Origin of the sequence: Streptomyces sp. NPDC093984, assembly GCF_044764595.1 — a bacterium.
Classification (GTDB): domain Bacteria; phylum Actinomycetota; class Actinomycetes; order Streptomycetales; family Streptomycetaceae; genus Streptomyces; species Streptomyces cynarae.
Genome location: NZ_JBIWIM010000004.1, coordinates 377,943 through 403,147 on the forward strand (window position 1 = coordinate 377,943; position 25,205 = coordinate 403,147).

22 protein-coding genes are annotated in these 25,205 nt (G+C 73.0%); 11 read left to right on the plus strand and 11 right to left on the minus strand.

Annotated features, from left to right (window positions below; all coding sequences use genetic code 11):
• Positions 1-271 precede the first annotated feature (271 nt).
• A complete protein-coding gene (locus tag ACIRC0_RS17735; protein ID WP_403617071.1) occupies positions 272-1,471 on the plus strand; it encodes a serine/threonine-protein kinase in 1,200 nt (399 codons plus the stop codon).
• Between the two features lie 101 nt (positions 1,472-1,572).
• Positions 1,573-2,253: a DUF6445 family protein gene (locus ACIRC0_RS17740; protein ID WP_403617072.1), complete on the plus strand. Its 681-nt coding sequence runs from the start codon at positions 1,573-1,575 to the stop codon at positions 2,251-2,253.
• A gap of 11 nt (positions 2,254-2,264) precedes the next feature.
• Here ACIRC0_RS17740 and ACIRC0_RS17745 read toward each other — a convergent pair whose 3' ends face one another.
• From ACIRC0_RS17745 to ACIRC0_RS17755, 3 genes are all read right to left on the minus strand, one after another.
• Positions 2,265-2,798, minus strand: a complete 534-nt coding sequence (locus ACIRC0_RS17745) for a hypothetical protein (protein WP_403617073.1) — start codon at positions 2,796-2,798, stop codon at positions 2,265-2,267.
• A gap of 385 nt (positions 2,799-3,183) precedes the next feature.
• Entirely contained in the window at positions 3,184-3,951 is a 768-nt protein-coding gene (locus ACIRC0_RS17750) for a TIGR03943 family putative permease subunit (protein ID WP_403617074.1), read from the minus strand.
• Complete coding sequence (locus tag ACIRC0_RS17755) at positions 3,948-4,982, minus strand: permease (RefSeq protein ID WP_403617075.1); 1,035 nt, start codon at positions 4,980-4,982, stop codon at positions 3,948-3,950. The genes ACIRC0_RS17750 and ACIRC0_RS17755 overlap by 4 nt, the downstream gene beginning before the upstream one ends.
• A 250-nt stretch (positions 4,983-5,232) precedes the next feature.
• Here ACIRC0_RS17755 and ACIRC0_RS17760 point away from each other — a divergent pair, with 250 nt between their 5' ends.
• Positions 5,233-5,994 carry a DUF4142 domain-containing protein gene (locus tag ACIRC0_RS17760; RefSeq protein ID WP_403617076.1) on the plus strand — a complete coding sequence of 254 codons (762 nt, stop codon included), beginning with the start codon at positions 5,233-5,235 and terminating at the stop codon, positions 5,992-5,994.
• Positions 5,995-6,096: 102 nt separating this feature from the next.
• Here ACIRC0_RS17760 and ACIRC0_RS17765 read toward each other — a convergent pair whose 3' ends face one another.
• The 3 genes from ACIRC0_RS17765 to ACIRC0_RS17775 all read right to left on the minus strand — a co-directional run bounded on the left by ACIRC0_RS17765 (position 6,097) and on the right by ACIRC0_RS17775 (position 8,822).
• Positions 6,097-7,035 carry a hypothetical protein gene (locus ACIRC0_RS17765; RefSeq protein ID WP_403617077.1) on the minus strand — a complete coding sequence of 313 codons (939 nt, stop codon included), beginning with the start codon at positions 7,033-7,035 and terminating at the stop codon, positions 6,097-6,099.
• Positions 7,036-7,319: 284 nt separating this feature from the next.
• On the minus strand, positions 7,320-8,441 hold the full coding sequence (locus tag ACIRC0_RS17770; RefSeq protein ID WP_403617078.1) for a HoxN/HupN/NixA family nickel/cobalt transporter: 1,122 nt from the start codon (positions 8,439-8,441) through the stop codon (positions 7,320-7,322).
• A 102-nt stretch (positions 8,442-8,543) separates the two neighbouring features.
• Entirely contained in the window at positions 8,544-8,822 is a 279-nt protein-coding gene (locus tag ACIRC0_RS17775; protein ID WP_403617079.1) for a ribosomal protein L7/L12, read from the minus strand.
• 143 nt (positions 8,823-8,965) lie between these two features.
• Here ACIRC0_RS17775 and ACIRC0_RS17780 point away from each other — a divergent pair, with 143 nt between their 5' ends.
• Positions 8,966-10,810 carry an alkyl/aryl-sulfatase gene (locus ACIRC0_RS17780; protein WP_403617080.1) on the plus strand — a complete coding sequence of 615 codons (1,845 nt, stop codon included), beginning with the start codon at positions 8,966-8,968 and terminating at the stop codon, positions 10,808-10,810.
• Positions 10,811-10,825: 15 nt separating this feature from the next.
• On the opposite strand, the gene ACIRC0_RS17785 is transcribed toward ACIRC0_RS17780, so the two are convergent.
• Positions 10,826-12,169, minus strand: a complete 1,344-nt coding sequence (locus ACIRC0_RS17785) for a helix-turn-helix domain-containing protein (RefSeq protein WP_403617081.1) — start codon at positions 12,167-12,169, stop codon at positions 10,826-10,828.
• A gap of 176 nt (positions 12,170-12,345) precedes the next feature.
• On the opposite strand from ACIRC0_RS17785, the gene ACIRC0_RS17790 reads away from it, so the two are divergent.
• Positions 12,346-12,552 (plus strand): hypothetical protein, encoded by a 207-nt coding sequence (locus ACIRC0_RS17790; protein WP_403617371.1) that lies wholly within the window; start codon positions 12,346-12,348, stop codon positions 12,550-12,552.
• Positions 12,553-12,556: 4 nt separating this feature from the next.
• A complete protein-coding gene (locus ACIRC0_RS17795) occupies positions 12,557-13,798 on the plus strand; it encodes an amidohydrolase (protein ID WP_403617082.1) in 1,242 nt (413 codons plus the stop codon).
• An 82-nt stretch (positions 13,799-13,880) separates the two neighbouring features.
• Here ACIRC0_RS17795 and ACIRC0_RS17800 read toward each other — a convergent pair whose 3' ends face one another.
• The 3 genes from ACIRC0_RS17800 to ACIRC0_RS17810 all read right to left on the minus strand — a co-directional run bounded on the left by ACIRC0_RS17800 (position 13,881) and on the right by ACIRC0_RS17810 (position 17,393).
• Positions 13,881-15,020, minus strand: a complete 1,140-nt coding sequence (locus ACIRC0_RS17800) for a hypothetical protein (RefSeq protein ID WP_403617083.1) — start codon at positions 15,018-15,020, stop codon at positions 13,881-13,883.
• A 79-nt stretch (positions 15,021-15,099) separates the two neighbouring features.
• Positions 15,100-16,245, minus strand: coding sequence for a PP2C family protein-serine/threonine phosphatase (locus tag ACIRC0_RS17805; RefSeq protein WP_403617084.1), 1,146 nt, complete (start codon positions 16,243-16,245; stop codon positions 15,100-15,102).
• A 512-nt stretch (positions 16,246-16,757) separates the two neighbouring features.
• On the minus strand, positions 16,758-17,393 hold the full coding sequence (locus ACIRC0_RS17810) for an NAD(P)-dependent oxidoreductase (RefSeq protein WP_403617085.1): 636 nt from the start codon (positions 17,391-17,393) through the stop codon (positions 16,758-16,760).
• A 105-nt stretch (positions 17,394-17,498) separates the two neighbouring features.
• Here ACIRC0_RS17810 and ACIRC0_RS17815 point away from each other — a divergent pair, with 105 nt between their 5' ends.
• From ACIRC0_RS17815 to ACIRC0_RS17835, 5 genes are all read left to right on the plus strand, one after another.
• A complete protein-coding gene (locus tag ACIRC0_RS17815) occupies positions 17,499-17,987 on the plus strand; it encodes a hypothetical protein (protein ID WP_403617086.1) in 489 nt (162 codons plus the stop codon).
• A 171-nt stretch (positions 17,988-18,158) separates the two neighbouring features.
• On the plus strand, positions 18,159-19,064 hold the full coding sequence (locus ACIRC0_RS17820; RefSeq protein WP_403617087.1) for a hypothetical protein: 906 nt from the start codon (positions 18,159-18,161) through the stop codon (positions 19,062-19,064).
• Between the two features lie 136 nt (positions 19,065-19,200).
• Positions 19,201-19,620, plus strand: coding sequence for a hypothetical protein (locus ACIRC0_RS17825; RefSeq protein WP_403617088.1), 420 nt, complete (start codon positions 19,201-19,203; stop codon positions 19,618-19,620).
• 253 nt (positions 19,621-19,873) lie between these two features.
• The gene (locus tag ACIRC0_RS17830; protein WP_403617089.1) at positions 19,874-20,926 is read left to right on the plus strand and encodes an endonuclease/exonuclease/phosphatase family protein; all 1,053 of its coding nucleotides are present in this window, start codon (positions 19,874-19,876) and stop codon (positions 20,924-20,926) included.
• 13 nt (positions 20,927-20,939) lie between these two features.
• On the plus strand, positions 20,940-22,874 hold the full coding sequence (locus ACIRC0_RS17835; RefSeq protein WP_403617090.1) for an FUSC family protein: 1,935 nt from the start codon (positions 20,940-20,942) through the stop codon (positions 22,872-22,874).
• An 84-nt stretch (positions 22,875-22,958) separates the two neighbouring features.
• On the opposite strand, the gene ACIRC0_RS17840 is transcribed toward ACIRC0_RS17835, so the two are convergent.
• Positions 22,959-25,013: a PhoX family protein gene (locus ACIRC0_RS17840; RefSeq protein ID WP_403617091.1), complete on the minus strand. Its 2,055-nt coding sequence runs from the start codon at positions 25,011-25,013 to the stop codon at positions 22,959-22,961.
• Positions 25,014-25,205 lie beyond the last annotated feature (192 nt).

Here is a 25,205-nt window from a genome sequence, read left to right on the forward strand (position 1 = left end):
ACGGGCATCCCCCGGGCTCGGCGCCCCGGCGTTCGGCCGCGCTCATGCCGGGGCCACGGCCGGCCAGGAGTGTCGGACACGCGAGGATCGCGCGTCCGGATCGTCACCCGGTGGTCACCGGATGGGGGAGACCGTGATCGAATCGTGTGTCCGTGCCAGTAGGCTGTGATCCGCTGCGGCACCCCACCCCCACCCGCCCTGGCGGAATCCTGTCCGGCGGCGGTCGAGTCGTCGCACGGCATTCGTCTCCCGGCATGAGGATGAACAACAGGTGCTGATCGCGGGCCGGTACCAGCTGAACACCACCATCGGACGTGGCGCGATGGGAGAGGTCTGGCGGGCGTACGACCAGATGCTCGACCGTCCCGTCGCCGTCAAGGTGCTGCTCGACCGGAACGCCGACCCCACCGCCACCTCCCGTTTCCGCCTCGAGGCACAGACCGCGGGCCGGCTCCACCACCCGCACGTGGTCGGCGTGCTCGACTTCGGTGAGCACGAGGGGCGGCTGTTCCTGGTCATGGAGCTGGTGGAGGGCGCGAGCCTCGCCCGGGTGCTCGCCGACGACGGGCCGCTGCCCGCCGAACAGGTCGCGGCCATCGCGGCCCAGGCGGCGGCCGGGCTCGCCGTGGCGCACGAACAGGGCATCGTGCACCGCGACATCAAGCCCGGCAACCTGCTCCTCGACGCGGGCGGCACCCTGAAGATCGGCGACTTCGGCATCGCCCGCTTCATGGACGACCCGTCGGGCGCGCTGACGGTGACCGGGCAGATCGTCGGTACGAGCCTGTACATCGCGCCCGAGCGTGCCCTGGGCAAGCCCGCGGGACCGGCCAGCGACGTGTACTCGCTCGGCTGCGTCCTCTACCAACTCCTCACCGGGCGGCCGCCGTTCCGCGCCGACAGCCCGATCGCGATCCTGCACCAGCACCTGGACGCGGCGCCCGTACCGCCGCGCGAGCTGGGTGCCGCCCTGCCGCCCGCCTTCGAGAACTATCTGCTCGGACTGCTCGCCAAGCGGCCCGAGGACCGGCCCACGGCACGGCAGGTCGCCGACTGGTTCGCCACGGGCGCCTGGCGGGGCCGCCCGGAACCGCTTCCGGCCGCGGCACCGATCCCGGTCCCGACGCCGGCCTCGGTCCCGACGCCGGCCCCGGTCCCGACGCCGGCTGCGGCTCCGGCCCCGAAGTCGCCGATTCCGCCCCGGATGGAGGGCCCGGTGACGACGTACAAACTCCCGTCCGCGCTCCCCGGCCACCGTGCCGCCCGCCAGCGGTCGTCGGGCAACCGGCGCGCGCGACCGTCGCTGCGCACGTTCGTCGCCGGGCGGCCGCGCGCGGTGGGGCTGATCGCCGCGGCGCTGCTGTTCCTGACGGCGATGTACGTGGGCATGTCGGTGTTCAGCCCGGACAGCAGCTCGGCGGAGACACCGCAGAAGCCGGGCCGTTCGAGCCCGGCCGCGCCGACGCCGTGAGGCGCCCACTCAACTCGCCCTCTCACCAGGCAGGTTGAGTTGACGAAGGCTTGACCGAACGAAAAGAAACGACGGTGGGGGCGAACTGTAGGTTCACCGGCATGCCCCCACAGCCCCCACAACCCCCGCGCCTGCCCGTCCTGCCGTACCGCAAGCCATCGCGTGGCCGCGACTACTGGATCCTCGACGACGTGCTGCCGAACGTGGACGAGGTCCGGGCCCGCTGTCTCGCCAAGGAGGACTGGGTCAAGGGATACCCGTACACGCAGGAGAGCTGGCCGGGGATGCGCACCATGCCCGGCCTCGAACCGGCCGAACTGGCCCGGATCGAGCGGCTGGTGCGCAAGGAGACCGGCGCGCCGAAGCTGTGGCAGGAGACCGCCCCCGGCGGGGGCACCCTCAACCACAACTGCGTCCAGGTCGTCGGCAAGGACGAGGGCGAACCGCGCCCGCACACCGACTCACGCGCCCTGTGCCGGTATGCCGCCGTGCTCTACCTCAGCCCGAACATCCCCAAGGACTGCGGCACGAGCTTCTACCGGCAGAGCCTGCCGGGCGGCGTCCTCGGCGGCAACATGGTGCAGGCGCCGCACACCAACCTGGTCGAGGCGCTGGGCACGCGGTACGTCTCGCCGGACGCGTTCACCGAGGACGTCCGCGTGCCGCAGCGCTACAACCGGCTGCTCCTGTACAAGGCCAACCTCATGCACAGCGCCACCGGTTACTGGGGCAGCGACCTGGAGGAACGGCGCATGACGGCCGTCTTCTTCTGGATGGCCTAGCGGGTCCGGGCTCAGCTCAGGCCGAGGCTGGAGAGCGCGGTCGTCCAGTCGGTGGCGATGGCGTTGCGTGCGTCGTCGAGACCGACCTCGCCGTTGCACACGTCCTTCTTGAGCGTGTTCTCGACGGTGTCCTTGTCGGCGGCGACTTCCCCCGAACCCGTGTCGTAGCGCGGTTCGGGCCACAGGTTCTCCGGGCTGGTGGGGTTGCCGCCGAGCTCCAGCGGGATGAGGTGGTCCTCCTCGTAGTCTGCGGTGCTGGTGTCGCCGTAGCCGTACTCGACGATCTGCTTCTTCTTCAGCGCGGTGGTGTACGAGCTGGACGGCCGCACGGTCGCGGTCCAGCCGGAGACACAGATCGTGGAGTCGATGGTGTCCTGTGTGACGTCCGGGTTGACGGCGCCGGGCTGGCAGCTGGGGTCGGGGAGGGGGAGGTAGTCCTGGCTGCACGACTGCGCGTGCGCGCCGCCGGCGGTGACGGTCAGGCCCGCGGCGGCGAGGGCGAGCGTGGACAGGGTGGTCACCAGGGGGCGCGGTATTCGGGACATGGGGAGTCTCCCGGTGGGGATGCCCGGCACGGTTCCGGGCGGTCGTGAGCATGACAGCACCGGGCGCTTCTATGCGGGTAGACCCCTTTGCGTGACCGGGAGAACCTTGGGCGAAGGTTTGTCCGCGCGAAGGCCCCGGGTTGTGAAGTCATGGGCTGCGCTTGGGCGTTGGTTCACCCAGGTGTACAGCGGGCGCGGCCGGCTCCCGCCCGGGCGGACGTCGTCAGCGGGACGGCGGCGGGGCGGCGTCAGCGGCAGGTCGTCAGCGGGACGGCGGCGGGGCGGCGTCAGCGGCAGGTCGTCAGCGGGACGGCGGCGGCGGGACGGCCTCAGCGGCAGGTCGTCAGCGGGACGGTGTCGGCGGGACGGCCTCAGCGGCAGGTCGTCAGCGGGACGGCCTCAGCGGCAGGTCGTCCGTGTACGCGTTCACCGGCTTGTCCACCCGCTCGACGGTACGGGCGTCCAGCGCGGCCGGCGCCGACCGTGTGCCCAGCGTCCCGCCGGGGTGCCAGGTGCCCGTGACGGCCACCCAGGTGTCGGCCGGCAGCGCCGGGGACCCGTGGATCCGTACCTTGACGGACTGCGCGTCCGCGGCGCAGCACGAGAAGATGATCCGGGTCAGGTACCAGCCCCCGCCCCGCCCGTCCGGCGTGACGAAACCGGTCAATGTGACGCTGCGCCCCTTGATGGCCTGCGCACGGTCCTGCTGCACACGGCTGGTGAACTCCGTGAGCGTCATCGGCAGCGGCGAGGTCGCGGGCAGCGGATCGAAGTGCCGCTGCTGCGCGACGGCCCTGGCGGGCTCACGGGAGGCGGTGTACGAGCCGAGGGCGGGCGGGGCGTAGAAGAGCAGGCTCAGCGCGGGCAGGAACAGCAGCCAGGCGACACGGGGCGCGGTGGAGTGGTCGTGGCCGTGGCCGGTGTCACCGTGACCACCGTGCTCAGCGTGCTCGTCGTGCTCGGCGTGGCTGCCCCGCCCGCGGTCGAGGGCCGCGCTCGCCAGCCCGAGCACGAGCAGCAGCGCCCCCGAGGCGATGAGATACGGACGCAGTCCCGGCCTCACGTACCTCAGGCACAGGTCGGTGAAGAGCGAGGCGTGCAGCAGACCCAGGCCGCTGAGGACGAGCAGGACCGTCTGGAAGGGCCGTTTCACAGCAGGGCCCCTCCGATCAGCGCACTGCACAGCACCGCCACGACGGCCGTGGCGGTGGAGAAGCGGACCGCGAAGGCCCGGCCGAACGTGCCCGCCTGAAGGGCGATCAGCTTCAGGTCGACCATCGGCCCCACCACCATGAACGCCAGCCGCGCCACGGGCGAGAAGCCGGTGAACGAGGCGGCCACGAACGCGTCGGCCTCGGAGCACACCGCGAGCACGACGGCGAGCCCCGCGAGGAACAGCACCGACAGCCAGGTCGAGCCGGAGAACACGTCGAGCACGGAGCGCGGGACCGCCACGTTGAACGTGGCCGCCGCCATCGCCCCGACGACCAGGAAGCCGCCCGCGTGCAGGAAGTCGTGCTGGAAGCCGAGCCGGAACTCCCGCCAGCGGCTGTGCCCCGGTCGGTGACCGGTGTGGCGCACGGTCGGCCGCAGCCACTCCTCCCTGCCGAGCCAGAGCCACAGCCAGCCCATCACGGCCGCGGTGGCGAGCGAGGCGAGCAGCCGGGCCAGGACCATCAGGGGGCTGCCGGGGAAGGCGACGGCGGTGGCGGTCAGCACCACCGGGTTGACGGCGGGAGCCGACAGCAGGAACGCGAACGCGGCGGCAGGGGTGACACCCCGCCGGATCAGGCTGTTCGCGACCGGCACCGAGGCGCACTCGCAGCCGGGCAGCACCACCCCGGCGACCCCGGCTACCGGAACGGCGAGCGCGGGGTTGCGGGGCAGCGCCCGGCTGAACACCGTCGCCGGCACGAACGCGTTGATGGCGCCGGACAGGGCCGTGCCCAGCAGCAGGAACGGCAGCGCCTGCACGGTGATGGCCAGACAGACGGTGCGCCACGCCTGCATCGCGGGCGCGTCCATCCACCGGCCGAGCAGGAGCAGCGCCGGACCGGCGAGGACGGCCGCCGCCAGCAGCAGCGGCCAGAACGCGGGCCAGCCGCGGGCGGGGGCGCGCTCGGGCGCCGCGGGGACCGCGACGGCCGCCTCCGCCTCCTCGGCCAGTTCTTCTGTCTTCTGCATGCCGGCTCCGACTGTCGGATGTTCGGATCGAACATAACGGGCGCCCGGCCTCCCCTTCCGGCACCGCCACGCCCTCAGTCTGCCGACGCGGACGTGCGCAGCCCTCGGTGCGACCGACGGCGACATGCCGAAGGTGCCGATCGGCGCTGTGACGGCCCCCACAGCGCGGGCCGTGGATTTTGCCTGTGGAAAAGGTTTCCGGCTCCGGTCCCACCCGTACCCCTGGGCGTTGGAGCAACCAGGAGGTGCCATGCGCATTTCGCGGACCGCGGCGGGAACCCTCTTCGTGACGGGCGCCCTCACCCTGACACTCACGGCGCTGGTCTATCCGTCGATGCTGGGAGTGCAGACGGTCTCCAGCGCCCCCTCACGCGTGATCGCGAACACCTCGTCGGGACCGCTGACCGAGGCGGACCGCGACTTCGTCGTCAAGGTACGGGCCGCCGGCCTGTGGGAGTTCCCGTCCGGTGAACTGGCCATGAAGAAGGGCACGACCCCGGCCGTGCGCACCGCCGGGGCGCATCTGGTCAACGGACACGTCAACCTCGACGCCGTCGACCGGAAGGTGGCCGCGGAGCTGGGCATCACGCTGCCGAACCAGCCGAGCCCCCAGCAGCAGGGATTCGTGACGACGCTGACCAACGACACGGGCAAGCAGTTCGACAGCGACCTCGCGAACATCCTGCGGCTGACGCACGGACAGATCTTCCCCGCCATCGCCAACATCCGTGCCACCACGAAGAACACGCTGGTCCGCCAGCTGGCCGACGTGGCCAACGACACCGTCCTCGACCACATCACGGTCATGGAGCAGACGGGCCTGGTGGACTTCGACTCGCTGGTGTTCCAGGAGACGACCCCGCCGAAACTCCCGAAGTCCAGCCTGACCCCGCCGGCCCCGCAACCCGGCGAGCCGACGGAGGTCCTCTCCCCGCCGCCGGGCTTCACCCCGCCGCCGTCGACGACTCCGGGCGCGGCGGTGGCCCCCGGGGCGGCACCGACCACGGGCTGACGGTCCGGGACAGGCCCCGAGTCGCGAGAAATGGGCCCGGCGCTCTCCGGGGGATAAGAGCGCCGGGCCCGTCGGGGATGGTTCAGCGGACGCCCGGAGGCGTCAGGCGCGGCCGCGGGACGTACGGCGTCGGGCGGCGACCGCGATGCCCGCACCGGCCGCGACGAGGGCCGCGGCGCCCGCGGCGATCGGCAGCGCGGTGCTGCCGCCGCCGGTCTCGGCCAGACCACCGGGCGGGGTGGACGTGCCGCCGTTCGGGGTGGGCGCCGGGGGCGTGCTCGACTCGCCGGTGGCGGGCGGGGTCGAGACGGAGGCGGACGGAGAGGCGGGCGTCACCGGGGTCACCGGGGTGGCCGGGGCGGAGGCGGGCGGCGTGGTGGCCGGGGCCGACGCGGGCGGGGTGGTGGCCGGGGTGCTCGGCGGCTGGACCGTGCAGTCCTTCGTCCCGCCGTTCCAGGACGCGATCAGCTTGTCCTTGATGACCGGGCGGTCCGGGCCCTTGGGCACGTCACCGTGCTCGAAGCCGTCCTGTGCGCCGAGGTTCCCGTCGAACTTCACCTTGCCCCGGTAGAGGTCGATCTGCGCGAAGCAGCCGGCGTCCGGCACGGAGATGTCGAGGGAGTCGGTCTCGCCCTGCTTCACCGTCACCGAGTCGAAGTCGTGGAAGACCTGCAGCCCGGACGTGGCGAAGGTGGCGCCGTGCGTGCGGTACGAGGCGAGGGAAGCGGTGCAGGTCGCCGCGTCGCCCGCGGCCCGCACCTTGATGTGGACCTTGCCGTCCTCGGTGGGCTTCAGGTTCTGGTCGTCGACCCGGACGGAGTCGGTGAACGTCTTTCCGTCCAGCGAGAACTGGCAGTGGTCGGCCTCGGTGACGGTGCCCGGCCCGTTCCCGGACGCGTACGCGCGGCCCCCCTGGTCCCAGCCGCCACCACCGGGCGTACCCGAGGCCCAGGCGGCGCCCCCGGTGACGGCGGTGAGGGTGAGCGCCGCGGCGCCCGCCCCCAGCAGGCGGCGCACGGTGACACGGCTCGTGTCGGACATTCGGTCCCCCATCTTGCGGGCCGGACCCGGCCGGCGGCAGCGGGCAGCGCGAAGCCGCCGGGACCGTGGCCGGGAGGAAGTGGTCGAGAGAAACAAGGTGGCTCTTTGGTCACATGAGCCACAGCGCGAGCACATATTCGATCACGGTGACGACACTGTCAACCTCGTTGAAACCACGACGAGTTCAGAACCCGATCACGTTTCGGCCACATCAGGAAGGATACGATCCGTTAGGCGGCGGAAGGCCGCGAGAAGCGCCCGCCCCGCGGCGCTCGTCCGGGTGCCTACTCCACCGCCTGTTCCACCGGCCGCGGCTCCGGCCGGGCCAGCCCCGCCGTCCACTTCTCCTCGATGCGGCCGACCTTCCACACCACCAGCGCGAGCACCCACGTGGCGAAGAAGAGGCCGACGATCACGAAGCCCAGGGTGTTGAGGTCGACGCCGGCGATCCAGTCCCAGAAGGCCCCGTGCAGGCCGAGCTTCTCGGCGAGCAGGCCGAGCAGTTCCGTCGTGCCGATGATCAGCGCCACGGCCACGGACAGGCCCGTGATGGTCAGGTTGTAGTAGACCTTGCGGACCGGCTTGGAGAACGCCCACCCGTACGCGAAGTTCATGAACGACCCGTCGATCGTGTCGAGCAGCGACATGCCGGCCGCGAACAGGACGGGCAGGCACAGAATCGCGTACCAGGGCAGCCCGGAGGCCGCGCCCGAGCCGGCCAGGACGAGGAGGGCGATCTCCGTCGCGGTGTCGAAGCCGAGGCCGAAGAGCAGGCCCAGCGGGTACATCTGCCACGGCTTGGTGATCGACTTCATCACGCGGCCGAGGAGCCGGTTCATGAAGCCGCGGTTGTTCAGCTGCTCCTCCAGCGCCGCCTCGTCGAACTCGCCCGACCGCATCTGCCGGAACACCTTCCAGATTCCGGCCAGGATGACGAGGTTGATCGCGGCGATGACGTAGAGGAACGTGCCGGAGACCGTCGTGCCGATGAGGCCGGTCACGTCGTGCAGCTCGGAGTTGTCGTCGCGGACCGGTCCGGCCAGCGTCCTGACGCCGAGCGAGAGCAGCAGCGCCAGTCCGAAGACGACGCTGGAGTGGCCGAGCGAGAACCAGAACCCGACCGACAGCGGCCGCTGCCCCTCGCTCATCAGCTTGCGGGTGGTGTTGTCGATCGCGGCGATGTGGTCCGCGTCGAAAGCGTGCCGCATGCCGAGGGTGTACGCGGTCACGCCGATGCCGATGCCGAACGACTTCTCGCCGATGGTGTAGTGCTCGGGCGCGACGATCCCGACGAGCGTGAACCACCCGATGACGTGCAAAGCCAGGACGAACGCGGCCATGCCGCCGAGCCGGCCCCACTCCTGCCGCGTGATGGACAGGCGCATCCGGGAGGAGGACGGAGGCATGGAGCGGGGCCTTTCTTCTCTGAGAACCGCACCACCCACTTTCATGCAGGTGACTTCTACTTGCAAGAAAGTCGCAGTAAAGCCTCCGCGGCCGCGCGGCACCTAACCCATCCGCTCCACGGCCTCCTTCGCCTCCTTCAGGTCGGCCCCGGTGATCTCGCGGTACACCTTGACGGCCTGAATCTTCCTGCCGTCCCGCAGCAGGGCGGCGACCCGCTCCAGGTCCGGGTCGGCCTGGTGGAGCCCCAAGTGGTCGAGGACCAGGTCGAGTTTCCGCTCGACCCGGGCCATCCGGCGGTCGGTCCGCTTGATCCTCGCCTCGACCCCTGCGAAACCGGCCACGAGCAGGGCGAACACCGTCAAGAAGCTCAGCATGTCCATGCTCGGGATCCTAGGAGCGGGCCTCAGCGGGAGTGCGGCCGGACGCGCGGGGCGGTGCCGGTGCGGTTGCTCACACGGCACCCGGCACCCCGAACGGTCCCCCACCGCTGGCCCGCCGTCCGCACCGGCCCCAGGCTGGCCGCATGGACGCCCCGCCCCGTGACGGCCTGCCGCCCTTCGAGGACCGCACCGACCTCGAGAACGCCGACCGCGGTTTCGTCGCCGCTCTGGAGCCGGGCGTGGTGACCGACCGGGACGGGCGGGTGGTGTGGGACGCGGACGCGTACCGGTTCCTGGACGGGGAGTGCCCGGACACCGCGCATCCGAGCCTGTGGCGGCAGTCGCAGCTGTGCGCGCGGCAGGGGCTGTACGAGGTGTGCGAGGGCGTCTACCAGGTACGCGGCCTGGACCTGGCCAACATGACGCTCGTCGAGGGCCGTGCCGGCGTCGTCGTCGTCGACCCGCTCATCTCGACCGAGTGCGCGGCGGCCGCCCTCGCCCTGTACCGGCGGCACCGCGGTGAGCGGCCCGTGACCGCGCTGATCTACACGCACTCCCACGTGGACCACTTCGGGGGCGCCCGCGGGGTGCTGCCGCGCGAGGCGGAGGCGGGCGTGCCGGTGCTCGCGCCGGCCGGGTTCCTTCAGCACGCGGTCAGCGAGAACGTGTACGCGGGGCCCGCGATGTCCCGCCGCGCCGGCTTCATGTACGGCGAACGGCTGGCGAAGGCGCCCGACGGGCAGATCGGCACGGGCCTCGGCCTCACCATGTCCACCGGCACGGTCACCCTCGTCCCGCCGACCGTCGACATCACCCGCACCGGGCAGACGGAGACCGTGGACGGCGTGCGCATCCTGTTCCAGCTGACGCCGGGCACCGAGGCTCCCGCCGAGATGAACTTCCTCTTCACCGAGCAGCGCGCCCTGTGCCTGGCGGAGAACGTGACGCACACCCTGCACAACATCCTGACCCTGCGCGGCGCCGTCGTCCGGGACGCCCGCCTCTGGTCCCGCTATCTCGACGAGGCCATCGACTACTTCGGCGACGGCTACGACGTGGCCTTCGCCTCCCACCACTGGCCGGCCTGGGGGCACGAGAGCGTCGTACGCCTGCTGGCGGAGCAGCGCGACCTCTACGCGTATCTGCACGACCAGACTCTGCGGCTGCTCAACAGCGGTCTGACCGGCCCGGAGATCGCGGAGGAGCTGCGGCTGCCGCCCGTGCTGGAGGGCGCCTGGCACGCGCGCGGCTACTACGGGTCCCTCAGCCACAACGTCAAGGCCGTCTACCAGCGCTACCTGGGCTGGTACGACGGCAACCCCGCCCACCTGTGGGAGCACCCCCCGGTCGCCCTCGCGCGGCGGTACGTGGAGGTGGCGGGCGGTCCCGAGGCGGCGCTCGCGGCGGCCCGACGGTACGTGGAGGCCGGTGACCTGCGTTTCGCCGCGACCCTGCTCAACCACCTGGTCTTCGCCGACCCGGGCGACGAGGAGGCGAAGCAGACGCTGGCAGGCGTGTACGAACGCCTCGGGTACGGCGCCGAGAACGGGCCCTGGCGGAACATCTACCTGACCGGCGCCCTGGAACTGCGCGAGGGGGCGAGTGCTCCCGCCGTCACCTCGGACACGCCCGAGCTGACCTCGGAACTGACCGTGAGCATGCTCCTCGACGCCCTCGCGGTGCGCATCGACGGGCCGCGCGCGGCCCAGGAGCCACGCCTGATCATCGACCTGGTGGTGATCGACGAGGAGCGCCGCCACCGGATCAACCTGGAGCACGGCGCGCTCACCCACCGCAGCATGCCGCTGCACCGCACCCCGAGGCCGCACGCGGGCCTCACCCTCACCCTGACCCGTCCGGAACTGCTCGGCCTGCTCGCGGGCCACGGCCTCGCCGGCATCGAGACGGAAGGGGACCGGGGCCTGCTCAAGCGCCTGTTCTCCTACGTCGCCCGGCCGGACCGGGGGTTCCCCATCGTCACCCCGTAGGGAGGGCGAGGCCCGTCACAGCGGCGGCTGGGCGGGGGCCGGACCCAGGGTCGTCGTGCCGGGCGCGGTGCGGTGGCCGAGGCCGGTGCGGTAGGCGTCCAGGGCGGCCTCCACCCGGCCCGTGCGGCGCAGCAGATCACCGAGCAGCCGGCACAGGTCCGCGAGGTCGCCCGCGGCGCCCGCCCGTTCCAGCAGGCTGAGGGCGCGCACATAGTGCTCCTCGGCGGCCTCCGTGTCGCGCCCGTCCTCCGCGATGATGCCGAGGAGCCGGTGCGCGGCGGCGGAGTGCACCGCGCCGCGCTCGGGTCCGATGTCACCGAGGACGTCGCGCAGCAGCCGAGCGGCCTCGGCGGACCTGCCGCGCCGGTGCAGCACGTCCGCCAGTTCCACCGCGACCTGGCTGCTGTAGAGGGCGGCCCGCTTCTCCGACAGCATGGCGAGGGCTTCGCGCAACTCGCGCTCCGCGCGCTCCAGTTCACCGTTCTGCGCGTACAGATAGCCGCGCATCCAGTGGCAATTGGCCAGTTCGGTGCGGATCTGCAGCTGCCGGTACAGCTCGGCGGCCTTGGCGAGGTTGGAGTCCGCCTCGGCCAGCCGCCCCTCGGCGAGCAGGGTGCGCGCGACGGAGCGGTGCATACGGGCCACCAGAGCCGGGTCCTGGACCTGGGGCGCGAGCGCGAGGGCGAACTCGGCCGCCTGAGCCGCCCTCGCGTGCGCGCCCATGTCCATGTACGGGCCGATGGCGCTCGCGTAGAGCAGCAGCAGGGCGTCCGGATCGTGCAGTCCCGAGCGGTTCAGCTCGTCGAGGGTGGTCTCCAGCAGGTAGCAGGCGTAACGGAGTTCACCGGCGAGGTAGTGCGAGACGGCACGGCCGCGCAGTGCCGGGACGCGGCTCGGCAGCGGCGCCTCGTGCAGGCACTTCTCGGCCCGCTCGAAGTACTGCCGCCCCACCACCAGGTCGCCCAGCTCCAGCGCGCACTCACCGAGTCCCAGCAGCGCGGCGGCCCGCTCGGCGGTGAGCCCGTGCTCCTCGGCCTCGGCCAGCAGCGCGGCGTACTGCTCGGCGGCCACCTCGGCCTCACCGGTGGCGAGAGTGCGCTGGGCGTCGGTGAGCCTGAGCCGCAACCCGGTGGCGAGGTGGGCCGGACGGCCGGTGGCCAGCTCGTCGAACGCCACCCCGAGCCGCTCGGCGAGATGCCTGAGCGCCTCGTCGGAGGGCCGGACCCGGCCGGCCTCCAGGGTGGAGATGTACGCGGGCGTGTAGGCGGGCTCGGCCAACTGCCGCTGGGTCAGTCCGCGTTCCCGCCGCAGCCGCTGCACCCTGCGCCCGATGGTCTCAGGGTCGTCCCGCTTCGCCATGCGATTCATCATGCCAGTAAGCCCACTTACCAATGAGCACAATTTGAATATCGGTCAACTCCTTCCGGCACATGCCAACTGCCCTGCGCCTCTTCCCCGGCAGGCGTCCCAGCCCCTAGCTTGGAAGACGCATTAAGCGCGCTTAATCCGCGGCTGTCATTGCGAGGTCGGTTGCCGTGCCCCCACGCCCTTCCGTGCACCACGGACGCATATCCGCGCGTCATGTCAGAGGGTTCGGCGCGGCCGTCGTGGCCGTGGCCGCCCTGGTCACCGCCGCCAACGCGGGCCCGGCCCGGGCCGCGGAGCCCCGGCAGACGCTCCCCGCCCAGGCGGCCTCCCGTGAGCACACTCACCCCGGAGCCTTCCCGGGCCGCCTACGCTGATCCTGTGACCTCCCCCGCCGCACGCACCGCGCTGGACCTCACCGCCGACGTCCCGCTCGCCGACCTGGCGGACTGCTACCGGGACCTGCACCGCCATCCCGAGCTGTCCCAGCGCGAGCACCGGACCGCGGAAAAGCTCGCCGAGCGGCTGCGCGCGGCCGGGTACGCGACCACCGAGGGCATCGGCGGCACCGGGGTCGTCGGCGTCCTGCGCAACGGCGACGGCCCCACCGTCCTGCTGCGCGCCGACATGGACGCGCTGCCGGTCGCCGAGGAGACGGGACTGCCGTACGCCTCCGAGGTCCCCGGGGTGATGCACGCCTGCGGGCACGATCTGCACGTCACCTGGCTCGCGGGGGCGGCCCGTGCGCTGGCCGCGGGGCGGGAGGCCTGGTCCGGGACGCTGGTCGTGGTGGGCCAGCCCGCCGAGGAGACCGGCGAGGGGGCGCGGGCGATGGTCGCGGACGGGCTGTACGAGCGCTTCCCGCGCCCCGACGTACTGCTCGCCCAGCACGCGGTCCCCGGCCCGGCCGGGCTCTACGCGCACTCGCCGGGCCTGATCCTGTCCGCCTCCACGGACGTGGACATCGTGGTGCACGGCCGGGGCGGCCACGGCTCGCGCCCCGAGGCGACCGTCGACCCCGTGGTCACGGCCGCCTACCTGGTGACCCGGCTGCAGACCGTCGTCAGCCGCGAGATCGCCCCGCGCGAGTCCGCCGTCCTGACGGTGGGCCGGATCGAGGCGGGCACCCGGCCCAACGTCATCCCCTCCCAGGCGCACATCTCGCTGAACCTGCGCAGCCAGTCCGCCGCCGTCCGGGATCGCATGATCGCCGCGATCCGGCGCATCGCTGCGGGCGAGTGCCTGGCCGCCGGCTGCCCGCGCGAGCCGGAGGTGACCGTGGGCGCGGACTTCCCCGTGACGGTCAACGACCCCACCACGGACCACCGCGTCACCGACGTGCACAGAGAGGTGTTCGGCCCGGAGAGGGTCTTCGACCCCGGCGCGGCGATGGGCAGCGAGGACTTCCCGCACCTGGCGCCGGACGGGGTGCCGTACGCGTACTGGTTCGTCACCACCACCCCCGCCGACGTCTGGGAGGCGGCCCCCGGCACGGACCTCATGGAGAAGTTCGCGGCGGTCCCCAGCAACCACAGCCCCCACTTCGCACCCGACCTGTCCACACTCGTCCCCGGGGTGCGGACGCTCGTGTCGGGGGCGCTGGCCCACCTGCCGGCGGCATGACCTGAGCCCGCCGACGACCCGACGGCTCCCACCGGGTCGCGCACGCGGTGAACGCGGCCCGGCCTTTCGGGGGCGTCGGTCGCTACCCCGGCACGCGCTGCGACTGCCCGAGTTCCTCGAGGTGCTGACGGACGTGGCGGAGCGCTCCCTCGCGGCGCCCCGGTACCCGCTCGCGCAACTCCGCCAGTGCGGGGCCCAGTTCGCGGGCGCGGGTGGCGTCGGTCATGCGGCCCCACTGGTGGTGGGCGCGGTCGACGGCCGCCTCCACCGCCGGGTCCTCGGGGGACTGACCGGCCGCGAGGCGGGCGGCGGCGACCGTCAGCCAGGTCTCGCAGCTGCGGCCCGCGTCGCCCGCGAGCATCGCGAGGTCGGCGCGGACCTCCATCCAGTGCAGCGCCTCCTGCGAGCCGGGCCCGTGCTGCCGCAACGCGGCCTGTTCCCACTGCGCGGCGAGCGCGGCGGCCTCCCCGTGCCGGCCGTCCTGGACGGCGGCGGTCAGGGCGGCGTGGGGGTCGGGGGGCGCGGCCGGGTGAGGGGGTGGTGCGGGGACGGGCTGCCGGCTACTGCGGACGGGAAGCTGCGCCGGCGGCTGGTGCGGGGCGAGCAGTATGTCCCCCCGCGTGCCGTCGTCCGCGTAGGCCCGGGTCACCGCCTGGTGGTGGAGGGTGGCCGGGTCCGGGCGGTGGCCGCTGCGGAGCAGGGTCGCGACGGCCTTCATGTAGGCGGGCGTCGCGAGCGCGCGGCGCGCGGGAGGTGGGGCGATACGGCCGTAGAGGGTGACGGCCGGGCCGCAGTCCGGTGCGATGCCGCGCAGGTGCTGCCAGGTCTCCGGATCCGCGTGCAGATCGGCGAACACGGTCGTCGCACCGGGCGGGCGCAGCCTCAGCTCCTCGCGGAACCAGTGCCAGGGGAAGCCGGTGTAGCGGACGGTGGCCGGGGTGGTGCGGGCCAGCGCCAGGTGCGGCAGGTGCTGGCGGCGGTCGAGCTGGAGCTGCCCGGTGAGGAACACCGTCAGCGGGACGGGGGCGGCCGCGGCGGCCCGCAGCCGGGTGAGGACGGCCTGCGGCTCCAGCGGGTCGGCGAGTTCCACCACGTTCGCCGTGTCCGTGCCGGACAGCACCGGTGGGGCGACGGCCGCGAGCACCGGAAGCACGGAGGCCGCGTCCACCAGGCATCCCTTGCCCGCCGGCGAGGCCGCGAGCAGCAGCACGGTTCCGGGCATCGTTCCCTCCCCCATCGATCAGGTACGTCAGCACCGTAACCTCTGCGCCTGCAAAGGGGCGACGGAGTCCGGCGAACGCTCAGTGGGCGACGGACGGGCGGGGCCGGACCGCGAAGATCGTCGTGTCGTCGGCCAGACGGCCGCGGCAGTGGTGCAGGGTGCCGTCGCGCACCAGCGGGACCAGGCGGTCGGGGTCCGCCGCGCGCGGGTCCTCGGCGACCGCGCGCGCGACCTTCTCCCGCAGCGGGTAGAACTCCCCGGCCCCGTCCCGCGCCTCGCACACCCCGTCCGTGACCAGCAGCAGTGTCTCGCCCGGCGCGAGCCGTACGCGCCGTACGGGCGGCGGTCCGTCGGCCAGTGGGCCGAAGCCCAGCGGCAGCCCCTCGCCGGGCGGCAGGGGCCGTACGCCGCCGGGGCCGACCACCAGCGGCGGCTCGTGCCCGAAGTTGACCACCTCCACGCAGCAGGGATCGGTGGGCGGGAAGCCGAGCAGGACGGCGGTGGTGAAGCGGTCCCCGTCGTCGCGGCCGATCGACGTGCGGTAGCGCACATGCCGCAGCATCCGGGTCTCCAGCCGTTCGGCGACCGTGGCGAGGAGCGGTTCGTGGTACGCCGACTCGCGGAACGTGCCGAGCAGCGCTGAGGCGGCGGCGACCGCGCCGAGGCCCTTGCCCTGCACGTCGCCGACCAGGACACGGGTGCCGTGCGGGCCGGGCTGGATGTCGTAGAAGTCGCCGCCGACACGGGCGACGCTGTCCGCCGCGAGGTAGGCCGCGGCGTGGTCGAGACCGCCCCAGTCGGCGGGGAGGGGCCGCAGCACCGTGTGCCGGGTCGTCTCGGCGATGTCCTGCATGTGCAGCATGCGCCGCTCGCCGCGCACCCGGACCGCGCAGGCCAGCACGGCCAGGACGCCGCCCGCGATGACGAGGATGAAGTCGGGCACGCCGGTCCGGAGCTCGTGCGGCCAGGCGTGGTCCTCGATCTCGTAGGTGACGACGGCCAGGGCGGCCGCGACGCTCGTGCCCCACACCCCGCAGATCGCCGCCGCGATGCCGGGCACCAGCACGACCCAGGAGATCATCCGGAAGCCGCTGGTGCTGTTCCAGTCCAGCAAGGCGATGGTGAGGAGCAGGAGGAGCGGCGGCACCCAGCCGACGCTGCGCCCCCGCACCCGCAACAACGACTGCGGCCCGCGCGAGGCCGCCGCTCCCGTGGGCGTGGTCACGACACCCGGCACGGGTCCATCGGCGGCCGGTTCTTCGGGACCGACGCGGGCGAGTCCGTCCAGGCCGTCACCCGTGGGTCCTGTCGGTCCGGCCGGTAGGGCCGGTCCGTCCGGTCCGTCGCGGGCAGCCTCGGCGAGGTCGTCGAGGCCATCACGCGCTTGGCCGGCAGCCCCGCCTCTCGGGGAGCCGGGCGGAGCGTCGTCCCTGCCTCGCGGTTCGGGCCCCCGGCGCGGCGCGCCCAGCCGTGGGACGTCCTCTCGATGGCGTACGCGGCCGTCCTCTTCCCTCCGGCCTTCCTCCGGTCGGTCGTCGGGGGCTCGTCTCGTGGGCACCGGACCTGCCTGCCGTTCGCAGTCTCGTCAGTCCGCCGGTCGTCAGTTCGCCGGTCTCGTCAGTCCGTCGGTCGGTCTCGTCAGTCTCGTCAGTCCGTCGGTCTCGCGGTTCGTCGGTCTCGTCAGTCCGTCGGTCTCGCGGTTCGTCGGTCTCGTCAGTCCGTCGGTCTCGCGGTTCGTCAGTACGCCACCGACATGCGGGCGCGCACGTGGCCGCCCTGTTCCAGTTCGTCGAGGAACGCCGCCGCGTAGTCCTCCGCGCTGATCCGGCTGCGGCCCTCCGCGTCGGTCAGCAACTGGTCGCCGCCCACCCGGAAACGGCCCGTGCGCTGCCCGGGGGCGATCTCGGCGGCGGGGGAGACGTACGTCCAGTCCAGGTCGTCCACCGTGCGGTAGAAGTCCAGGGCCGTGCCGTGCGCCAGCGCCTCCGCCCGGACCGCCTCCGGAAAACCGGGCTGGTCGTACAGCGCCTCCCCGGGCGCGACCTCCAGGCTGCCCGCGCCGCCGACCACCACCAGCCGCCGCACCCCTGCGTCCCGGATGCCCTGCACGATCCCCCGGTTGATCGCGAGGAAGGGCTCCTCCGGGTCCGTACCGTCCCGGGGCGGTGCGCACGCGCTCGCCACCGCGTCCGCCCCCCTCGCCAGCTCGGCGACCTTCGCCGGATCCGCCGCGTCCGCCGCCGTCGCGGTCACCCCCGGCACCGGCGACCGGCCGGAGCGGCTGACTGCGGTCACCCGGTGTCCGCGCCGCGTCGCCTCCGCGGCGATCCGGCTGCCCACCATCCCGGTCGCGCCGAACAGGACGATCCTCATGAGCCCCAGCGAAACACGCTCCGAAAGGCCTCGCATCCCGACTTGCCCGCCGCCCCCACCAGGGTGTGCCCTGGTGAGCAGGGGCGAGGAGAGAGGAGTGCTCCCATGGCTCACGCGGCACCCGCATCGAGGACCCCGCACCCACCCGCCACCACCTCCCGCGCTTTCGTCCCGGCCCATCGGCCGCCGGACCTCTTCGACCGGCGCGTGCACCGCCTCGGACGGCTGGCCGTGCCGCTCGCCATCGGGCTCCTCTACGGCTACTGGGCGGCGGCCAACCGGCGCCAGGGCGGCCCCATCACCGGCTGGAACCTCGTGTTCGGCTTCGCCTGCACGATCGTCTTCACAGTGCTGTGCTACGCCCTGTTCGTCGTGGCGCCGCGCCTTCGGCGCGGGGCGCACGCGATGGCGTGGGGGGCGTTCACGGGCATCACGCTCGGCTTCCTCTACATCCAGGCCAACGTGAGCGTGCTGCACGCGGCGGGCCTGGCGCTCGTGGTCGCGCTGGCCGCGTTCCTGTTCGACATCTACCGCTACTCGACGTTCTCCCACTACGTCAGGGACGAGGAGGCAGGAGGCCGCCGGGCCGGCTGACCCGTCCGCGGAGGACGTCACCGCGCGGCCCCGGAGCCGGGCCCGCACCGACCCGGCCCGTCCGGGACCGCGCCCGTTCGCGCCCGTCCGCGGTCACCGCGCCGCCGCCCCGTCCACCCGTTTGCACGCGGTCCGCTCGCGCGCCGTCCGTGCTGGCGATTCCCTGGTGGCGTGTCCCGACGTGTTCGCAGCGTCCTGTCCGCCGTACTGGTCGGCCTCGCGTGTCTGCTCGCACCGCTCGGCGTGCTCGCCGCGTGGGCGAAGTACGGCATCGAGGACGCCGACCGCTACGCGGCCAGCACCGCCCCGCTCGCCTCCGACGCCGAGGTCCGCGACGCCATCGCCGGTGCCGTCACCGACGGCATCATGCGCGATGTGCGGGTCAGCCCGCCCCTGCGGGGCTCCGTGCACGCCTTCGTCCACGACGCGGTGCGCTCGTTCACGGACACGGAGGCCTTCCGCGCCGCCTGGGACACCGCGAACCTCAGCGCGCACGACGCCGTGATGCGCGCGCTGCACGACGACGACCGGGGCGACGGGCCCGTCACCCTCGACCTCGCCCCCGTCACCGAGCGCATGAAGCAGCAGCTCGTCGACGAGCATGTGCCGTTCGCGGGCCGCATCCCCGTCGCGCACACCGAGATCACGCTGCTGCAGTCGCAGGACCTGACGAAGCTCCGGAAGGGGTTCCACGTGCTCGAAGTCGCGGGCTTCTGGCTTCCCGTCGCCGCCGTGTCCTTCGCGGTGACCGGCATCCTCGTGGCCGTCTGCCGCCGCCGGGCCGTGCTGGCGACCGGCCTCGGCACCGCGCTGGGCGCGGCCCTGCTCGGGGTCGCGATCGCGGTGGGGCGCCGCATGACGCTGGCGGACCTGCCGCCGGACGTCTCGCATCCGGCGGCCGGCGCGGTCTACGACGCGCTCACCGAGACCCTGCGCCTGGTCTCCTGGCTGCTGCTCGGACTCGGCCTCCTGGTGGCCCTGGCCGCCTGGCTCACGGGCCGGTACCTGCGACGCCGGCGAGCGTCCGAGGAGCCCGCACGGGTTCCGTCGGAGCGACCGTCGCAGGTCCAGGCCTGACATGGTGCGCGAGGCACCCTCCGCGCCGGGCGGCCGCGGGAGTTCTGCGCTCACCCGTTCGGACCGCTTCACCCTGCGGCGCACCCTCCTCGGGGTGAACCTGCGGGGGAAGGCCCCGTCCCTAGGAGGCAACCCCATGGTCCAGCACACCGCATCCACCACGCACGCCAGACAGACGGCGTGGGCCACCGGCGGCATGGCGTTCGCCGGGGTCCTGATGATGGTCGGCGGCATCATCGGCGTGCTGAACGGCATCGCCGGCATCGCCACGAACAACGTCTACGTCCGCGTCGGCGACTACGTGTACCAGTTCAGCCTCGCCACGTGGGGCTGGATCCACCTGATCGTCGGCGCTCTCGTGGCGATCACGGGGTGGGGCGTCCTGCAGGGCCTGGAGTGGGCCCGCTGGGTGGGTGTGGGCCTGGCGGCCCTCTACATGATCCTGTACTTCATGTTCCTGCCGTACGCCCCGATCTGGTCGATCATCGCCATCGCGATCGGCGGCTTCGTGATCTGGTCCCTGGTGACGGTACCGCGCCCGGAACGGGCCCCGTAGCTGTCGGACAGCGCCGCAGCGCTCACGTGGCCCCGTGGCTGTCCGCCAGCGCCGCAGCGCTCACGTGGCCCCGTAGCTGTCCGCCAGCACCGCAGCGCTCACGTGGCCCCGTGGCTGTCCGCTAGCACCCCAGCGCTCCGGTAGCACCGCTTCCGCACCGTCTCTTCCCCTCCGCGTCGGCAACCATCCCCCGCAACTCCCCGTCTTGAGGGAGGATTCGGGCATCCGGTCCACCGGGGGAAGGCGGCGGCGCGTGGAGACGACGATCGTGGCGGCGGGCCCGCAGGCCGAGGTGCGGCGGCGGTCCCGGGGGCGTCTCGCCGGGGCATGGTCCGGTGGGGTCCTGCTGGCCGGAGTGAGCGTGGCCGTCGTGTGCCGGGCCGCAGGCACCGACGGCGTGACCCCCGTGCCCCAGCTGCTCGCCTTCCTGCCCTGGCTGCTCCTCCCCGCCGCCCTCGCCCTCCTCCTCACCCTGCTCGCCCGCTGGCGCGCCGGAATGGTGTGGGGCGCCCTGGCGCTCATGGCCCTCGCGTGGTTCTCCAAGCCGTACGGCAGCGAGGCGGAACCCACCGGCACCCCGCTCGCCGGCCTTCGCGTGCTGACCTCGAACGTCGAGTTCGGCCGCGGCGCCCCCTCCCTCGTCCCCGCGATCCGCCGCGCCCGTCCGGACATCGTGTTCGTCGAGGAGTGCGAACACCGCTGCTCCGCCCTCCTCGAGCGCGCCTTCGGCGGCGCGCACGGCACCTACCCCTACCGCAGGGCCGTCGACGGCAGCGGCTCGGACGGCTCGGTCATCCTCAGCCGGTTCCCGCTCGGGCCCGCGCCCGGCGTGCCCGGCACCATGGGCATGCCGGGCGCCGTCGCGGACGTCGACGGCCACCCGGTGCGCCTCCAGCTCGCCCACCCCATGCCCCCGCTCCCCGGCCAGCTCGCGCTCTGGCGCCGTGAACTCGGGGAGCTCCGCGCCTACGCGGCGGCCGGTCACGGCGGCCCGACCGTCCTCGCCGGCGACTTCAACGCCTCCGAGGACCACGCCGCCTTCCGCCGCATCCTGAGCACCGGCCTGCGCGACAGCGCCCGCCTCGCCGACCACGCCCGTACGCCCTCCTGGCCCGCGCGCACCGCCCCGCCGTTCGGTGCCCAGATCGACCATGTGCTGGTCTCCCCGGACTTCTCCGTGGGCTCGGCCCGCTTCCTGCACATCGCCGACACCGATCACCGCGCCCTGGTCGTCGACCTCACCCTCCACGAACCCGGCCGGCACACAGAGCGCCAAACAGCCCAAAGGGTCACCCGCACGCATTAGCGATAATGAGGGCATGCCCCGCGAGTTCCCCATCGGCCTCACCCCTCCCGACTGGCTGGTCAGGAACCTCCAACCCCAGCAGGCCCCCGTCAACCGGCCCGCCGCCGTCCGCGCCGCCATCGCGATGTCCCTGCCCCTCGCGATCGGGCTGGCCCTCGGGGGACCCGCCTACGGCGCCATCGCCTCCATGGGCGCCCTGTCCGGCGTCATCGGCGACACCGCGGACGCGTACCGCATGCGCATCCTCAACATCGCGATCCCCCAACTCTTCGGCGCCGTCGGCGTCACCGTCGGCTCCCTGGTGTTCGGGCAGGGCTGGCTCGCCGTCGCCGCCATGACCTCGGTGGCACTGCTGTCCGGACTGATCTCCTCGATCGGCGCGGTCGCCTCCGTCTCCGGACTGCTGCTGCTCCTCAACTGCGTGATCGGCGCCGGACTTCCGCTGCCGCAGCCCTGGTGGCTCCCCCCGCTGCTGCTCTCCGGCGGCGGCCTGCTCGTTTTGGCCCTCGCCCTGCTCTCCTGGCCGTTGCGCTCGGGCGTACCCGAACGGGCCGCCGTCGCGGGCACCTACCGCGCGGTCGCCGACCTGCTCGGCGCCTGCGGGACGAAGACGTACGACGCCGCCCGGTACGCCGTCACCCAGTCCCTCAACCAGTCCTACGACCTCATCCTCGCCCGGCGCGCCCGCCACCACGGCCGCAGCCCCGAACTGGTCCGGCTGATCGCCGAGTTGAACGCGATCACCCCGGTCGTGGAGGCCGCCCCGGCCGCCCACCACTACGGCAGGCCGCTGCCCGAGCAGGTCCCCGCCGCCGTACGGCTCCTCGCGGACGCCATCGCCGCCGGCCGCCGCGACCCCCTCGACCTCGGCCTGCCGGTCCCCGCCGGGGAGACGGACCGCGCCCTCGACCACGCGCTGCGCCACGCCGCCGAGGTCGTCACGGCCCACAACCTCGACCCCCGCACGATCGTCGACCGCCTCGGCCGTCCCGCCTCCCTGCGGGTCCGCGCCTACCGTACGGCCCGCAACGTCCTGCTGTCCGGCACCTCCTGGCGCTACGGCCTGCGCCTCGCCCTGTGCATCGGCATCGCCCAGGCCCTGGTGTCCCTGGTCCCCGTCCCGCGCTCCTACTGGATCGCCCTGACGATCACCTTCGTGCTGAAGCCCGACTTCGGCTCGGTCTTCTCCCGGGCCCTGCTCCGCGCGCTCGGCACGGTGGCGGGCCTGCTGGTGGCGGCCGTCGTGCTGGCCGCGGTGCCGCGCGGCTGGTGGGACGTGCCGACGCTCGTGGTCCTCGCCCCGCTCATCCCCGCGCTGACGCCCCGCGGCTACGGCTACCAGACGGCCGCGATCACCCCGGTGATCCTGCTCCTGTCCGACATCCTGAACCACCTGGGCACGGCCCTCCTGGTGCCCCGGCTGGTCGACTCCCTCATCGGCTGCGGCATCGCCCTCGTGGCCGGCTACCTGCTGTGGCCGGAGAGCTGGCAGACACGTGTCGGCGACCGGCTCGCGACCGCGGTCGCCGACACGGCGGTGTACGTGGAGAAGGCGTTCGGTCAGACCGCGGACCCCGCCTCCCGCGCCCGGATGCGACGGCGCCTGTACCGGGATCTGTCCACGATCCGTACGGAGTTCCAGCGGGCCCTGACCGAACCGCCGCCGACCGGCCGCCGGGCCGCCGCCTGGTGGCCGCTGGTCGTCGCGGTGGAACGGATCGTGGACACGACGACGGCGGCCCGGGTACGGGTGAAGCAGGGGGCACCGCCGCCGTCGCCCGCCGAGATCGCCCAGATCACCCTGCAACTGCGGGAGTTGTCGGAGGGCCTGCGGGAGACGGAGGTGCTGGTCCCCGTCCGCACCGACCTCACCGGCCCGGCGGAGAGCATCCTGGAGCCGCTGCGGCAGGAGGTGGCGGCGGCACGGGCGATCGCGTCCCCGCACTGAGACCACGACCGCCCACGTGCCGTACGGCCGTACTTCTCAATGCCGTCCTGCCTTACTGCCGTGCTGCCGTCTTGCCGTACGGCCTCAGACGCCGACGTCGCGTCCGTCCGCGCGCCACACCGCGACGACGGCCGGGCGGACGATCTTCCCGGGGCCGTCGGGCCAGGTGCTGGCCGGCTTCTCCACGGACGCGCCGTCGATTTCGCCCGGGTGCTGCACGGCCACGACCACGCGCCGGTCCTGCACGATCGGCCCGCACGTCTCGGCACCGGTGGGCACGGTCAGGAACTGCTTCAGCTCACCGCGCCGGTCACCGCTCGTCGCCACGCCGAACAGGCCGTCGTGGGAGCCGAGCTGGTTGCCGTCGGTGGAGATCCACAGGTTGCCGTGGGGGTCGAAGGCCACGTTGTCCGGGCAGGAGATGGGGCTGACCCTGTCCTTGGGGAACCCGGCGAAGTAGGTGGAGGGGTCGGCGGGGTCACCGGCGACGAGGAAGAGGGACCAGGCGAAGGCGGTGCTGTCGGGCCGGTTGCGGCGCTCGGTGAGTTCCAGGATGTGCCCGTGCTTGTTGACGTTGCGGGGGTTGGCCTCGTCGGCGGCCGCGTACCCGGGCTTGCCCCGGTTGGAGTTGTTGGTGAGGACGACGTACACCTTGCCGGTGTGCGGGGAGGGCTGGATGTCCTCGGGGCGGTCCATCTTGGTGGCGCCGACCTTGTCTCCCGCCAGCCGGGTGAAGACGAACACCTCTTCGGCGGTCATGCCCTCGACGTGCGAGACGGCCCCGTGGGCGGTGGCGGTGGCGAGCGGGATCCAGGTGCCGGACCCGTCGAACTCCCCGTCGGCGGGCGGCTTCCCGCTCCCGTCGATCTCGGAGGCCGGCGAGTCACCGGTGAGCCTGGCGACGTACAGCGTGCCCTCGTCGAGCAGCGACAGGTTGTGCTCCCGCACGGCCCGGGAGTTCCCGTGCCGCATCCGCTTGCTGCTGACGAACTTGTAGAAGTAGTCGAACCGCTCGTCGTCCCCCGAGTAGACGACGGGCCGCCCGTCCTCGGTGAGCCGCACGGTGGCGGCCTCGTGCTTGAAGCGGCCGAGGGCGGTGTGCTTGCGGGGCGTGGAGGCGGGGTCGTACGGATCGAACTCGACGACGTACCCGAAGCGGTGGACCTCGTTGGGCTCCTGCGCGATGTCGAACCGCTTGTCGAACCGTTCCCACTTCCGCTCGGTGGCACCGGTCCCGACGCCGTACCGCTTGTCGGTGGCCCGGCTGCCGCCCGCGAAGTACTGGTTGAAGTTCTCCTCGCCGTGGAGGGTGGTGCCCCACGGGGTGGTGCCGCCGGAGCAGTTGTTGAGGGTGCCGAGGACCTTGCGGCCGGAGGGGTCGGCGGAGGTCCGCAGGAGTTCCGATCCCGCCGCCGGCCCGGTGAGCCGGAACTCGGTGGTGGCGGTGACACGGCGGTTGAGGGGATGACGGGACACGGCGGCCAGGTGCCCGGTGCGCTCGTCCTCCTCGACGACGACGGCGGAGAGCCCGTGGGCGGCCCAGGCGACCTCCACCTGCTGCCGGGTGGGGTTCTCCGGGTCGTACCCGCGGAACATGATCACTTCATCCGTGTACTCGTGGTTGGCGACGAGGAGCTGGCGGCCGCACTCGCCCGGGAGCGGGAGGAGGGCGAGGAAGTCGTTGTTGTACCCGAACTGGCCGGCCTGAGCGGCGGCGGTCTGGTGCTCGGGGTCGAAGGCGGGGGCGCCGCGGAGGATGGGGTCGCCCCAGCGGATGACGATGTTCTGACGGTAGCCGTCGGGGACGGTGACGGCGTCGGCGGTGTTGGGCGCGACGGGGGTGAAACGAAGGCCGCGGGCGGCGCCGGCGCGGGCCGGGGCGGCGGCTTCGGCCCGCGAGGCGGTCGCCGCCAGCGCGGCCGTACCGGTGGTGGCGGCCACCGTGACGACGGCGGCGGCGCGGAGGGCGGAACGGCGGCTGAGGGCGCCGGTGACGACATCGCCGACGTACGCGTTGGAACTGGTGTTGGGCACCTCGTGGAAACAGGCGTCACCGCACCGGAAGCGGCAGGTCAGGGCGGACCGCCCGCCGGGATGCGAACCGGACGGCGTACCGATCAGCGGCAGCAGTTTGCGCACTTTACTCTCCCCATACGAACCCTTGGTGTGGGCGTGACGCTAGGGGGATCGGGTGTGCGGGAGCAATGCAGAGGGATGAACGATCGGTGAACCGGATGGAACCGTACGGGGGTTGGGCGGCACTCGGCGTGGCGTGCCGCGCGAGCCGAGCCGTCTCGGCCCCGAGGATGTGTAACGGCGGAATCGCGGTAT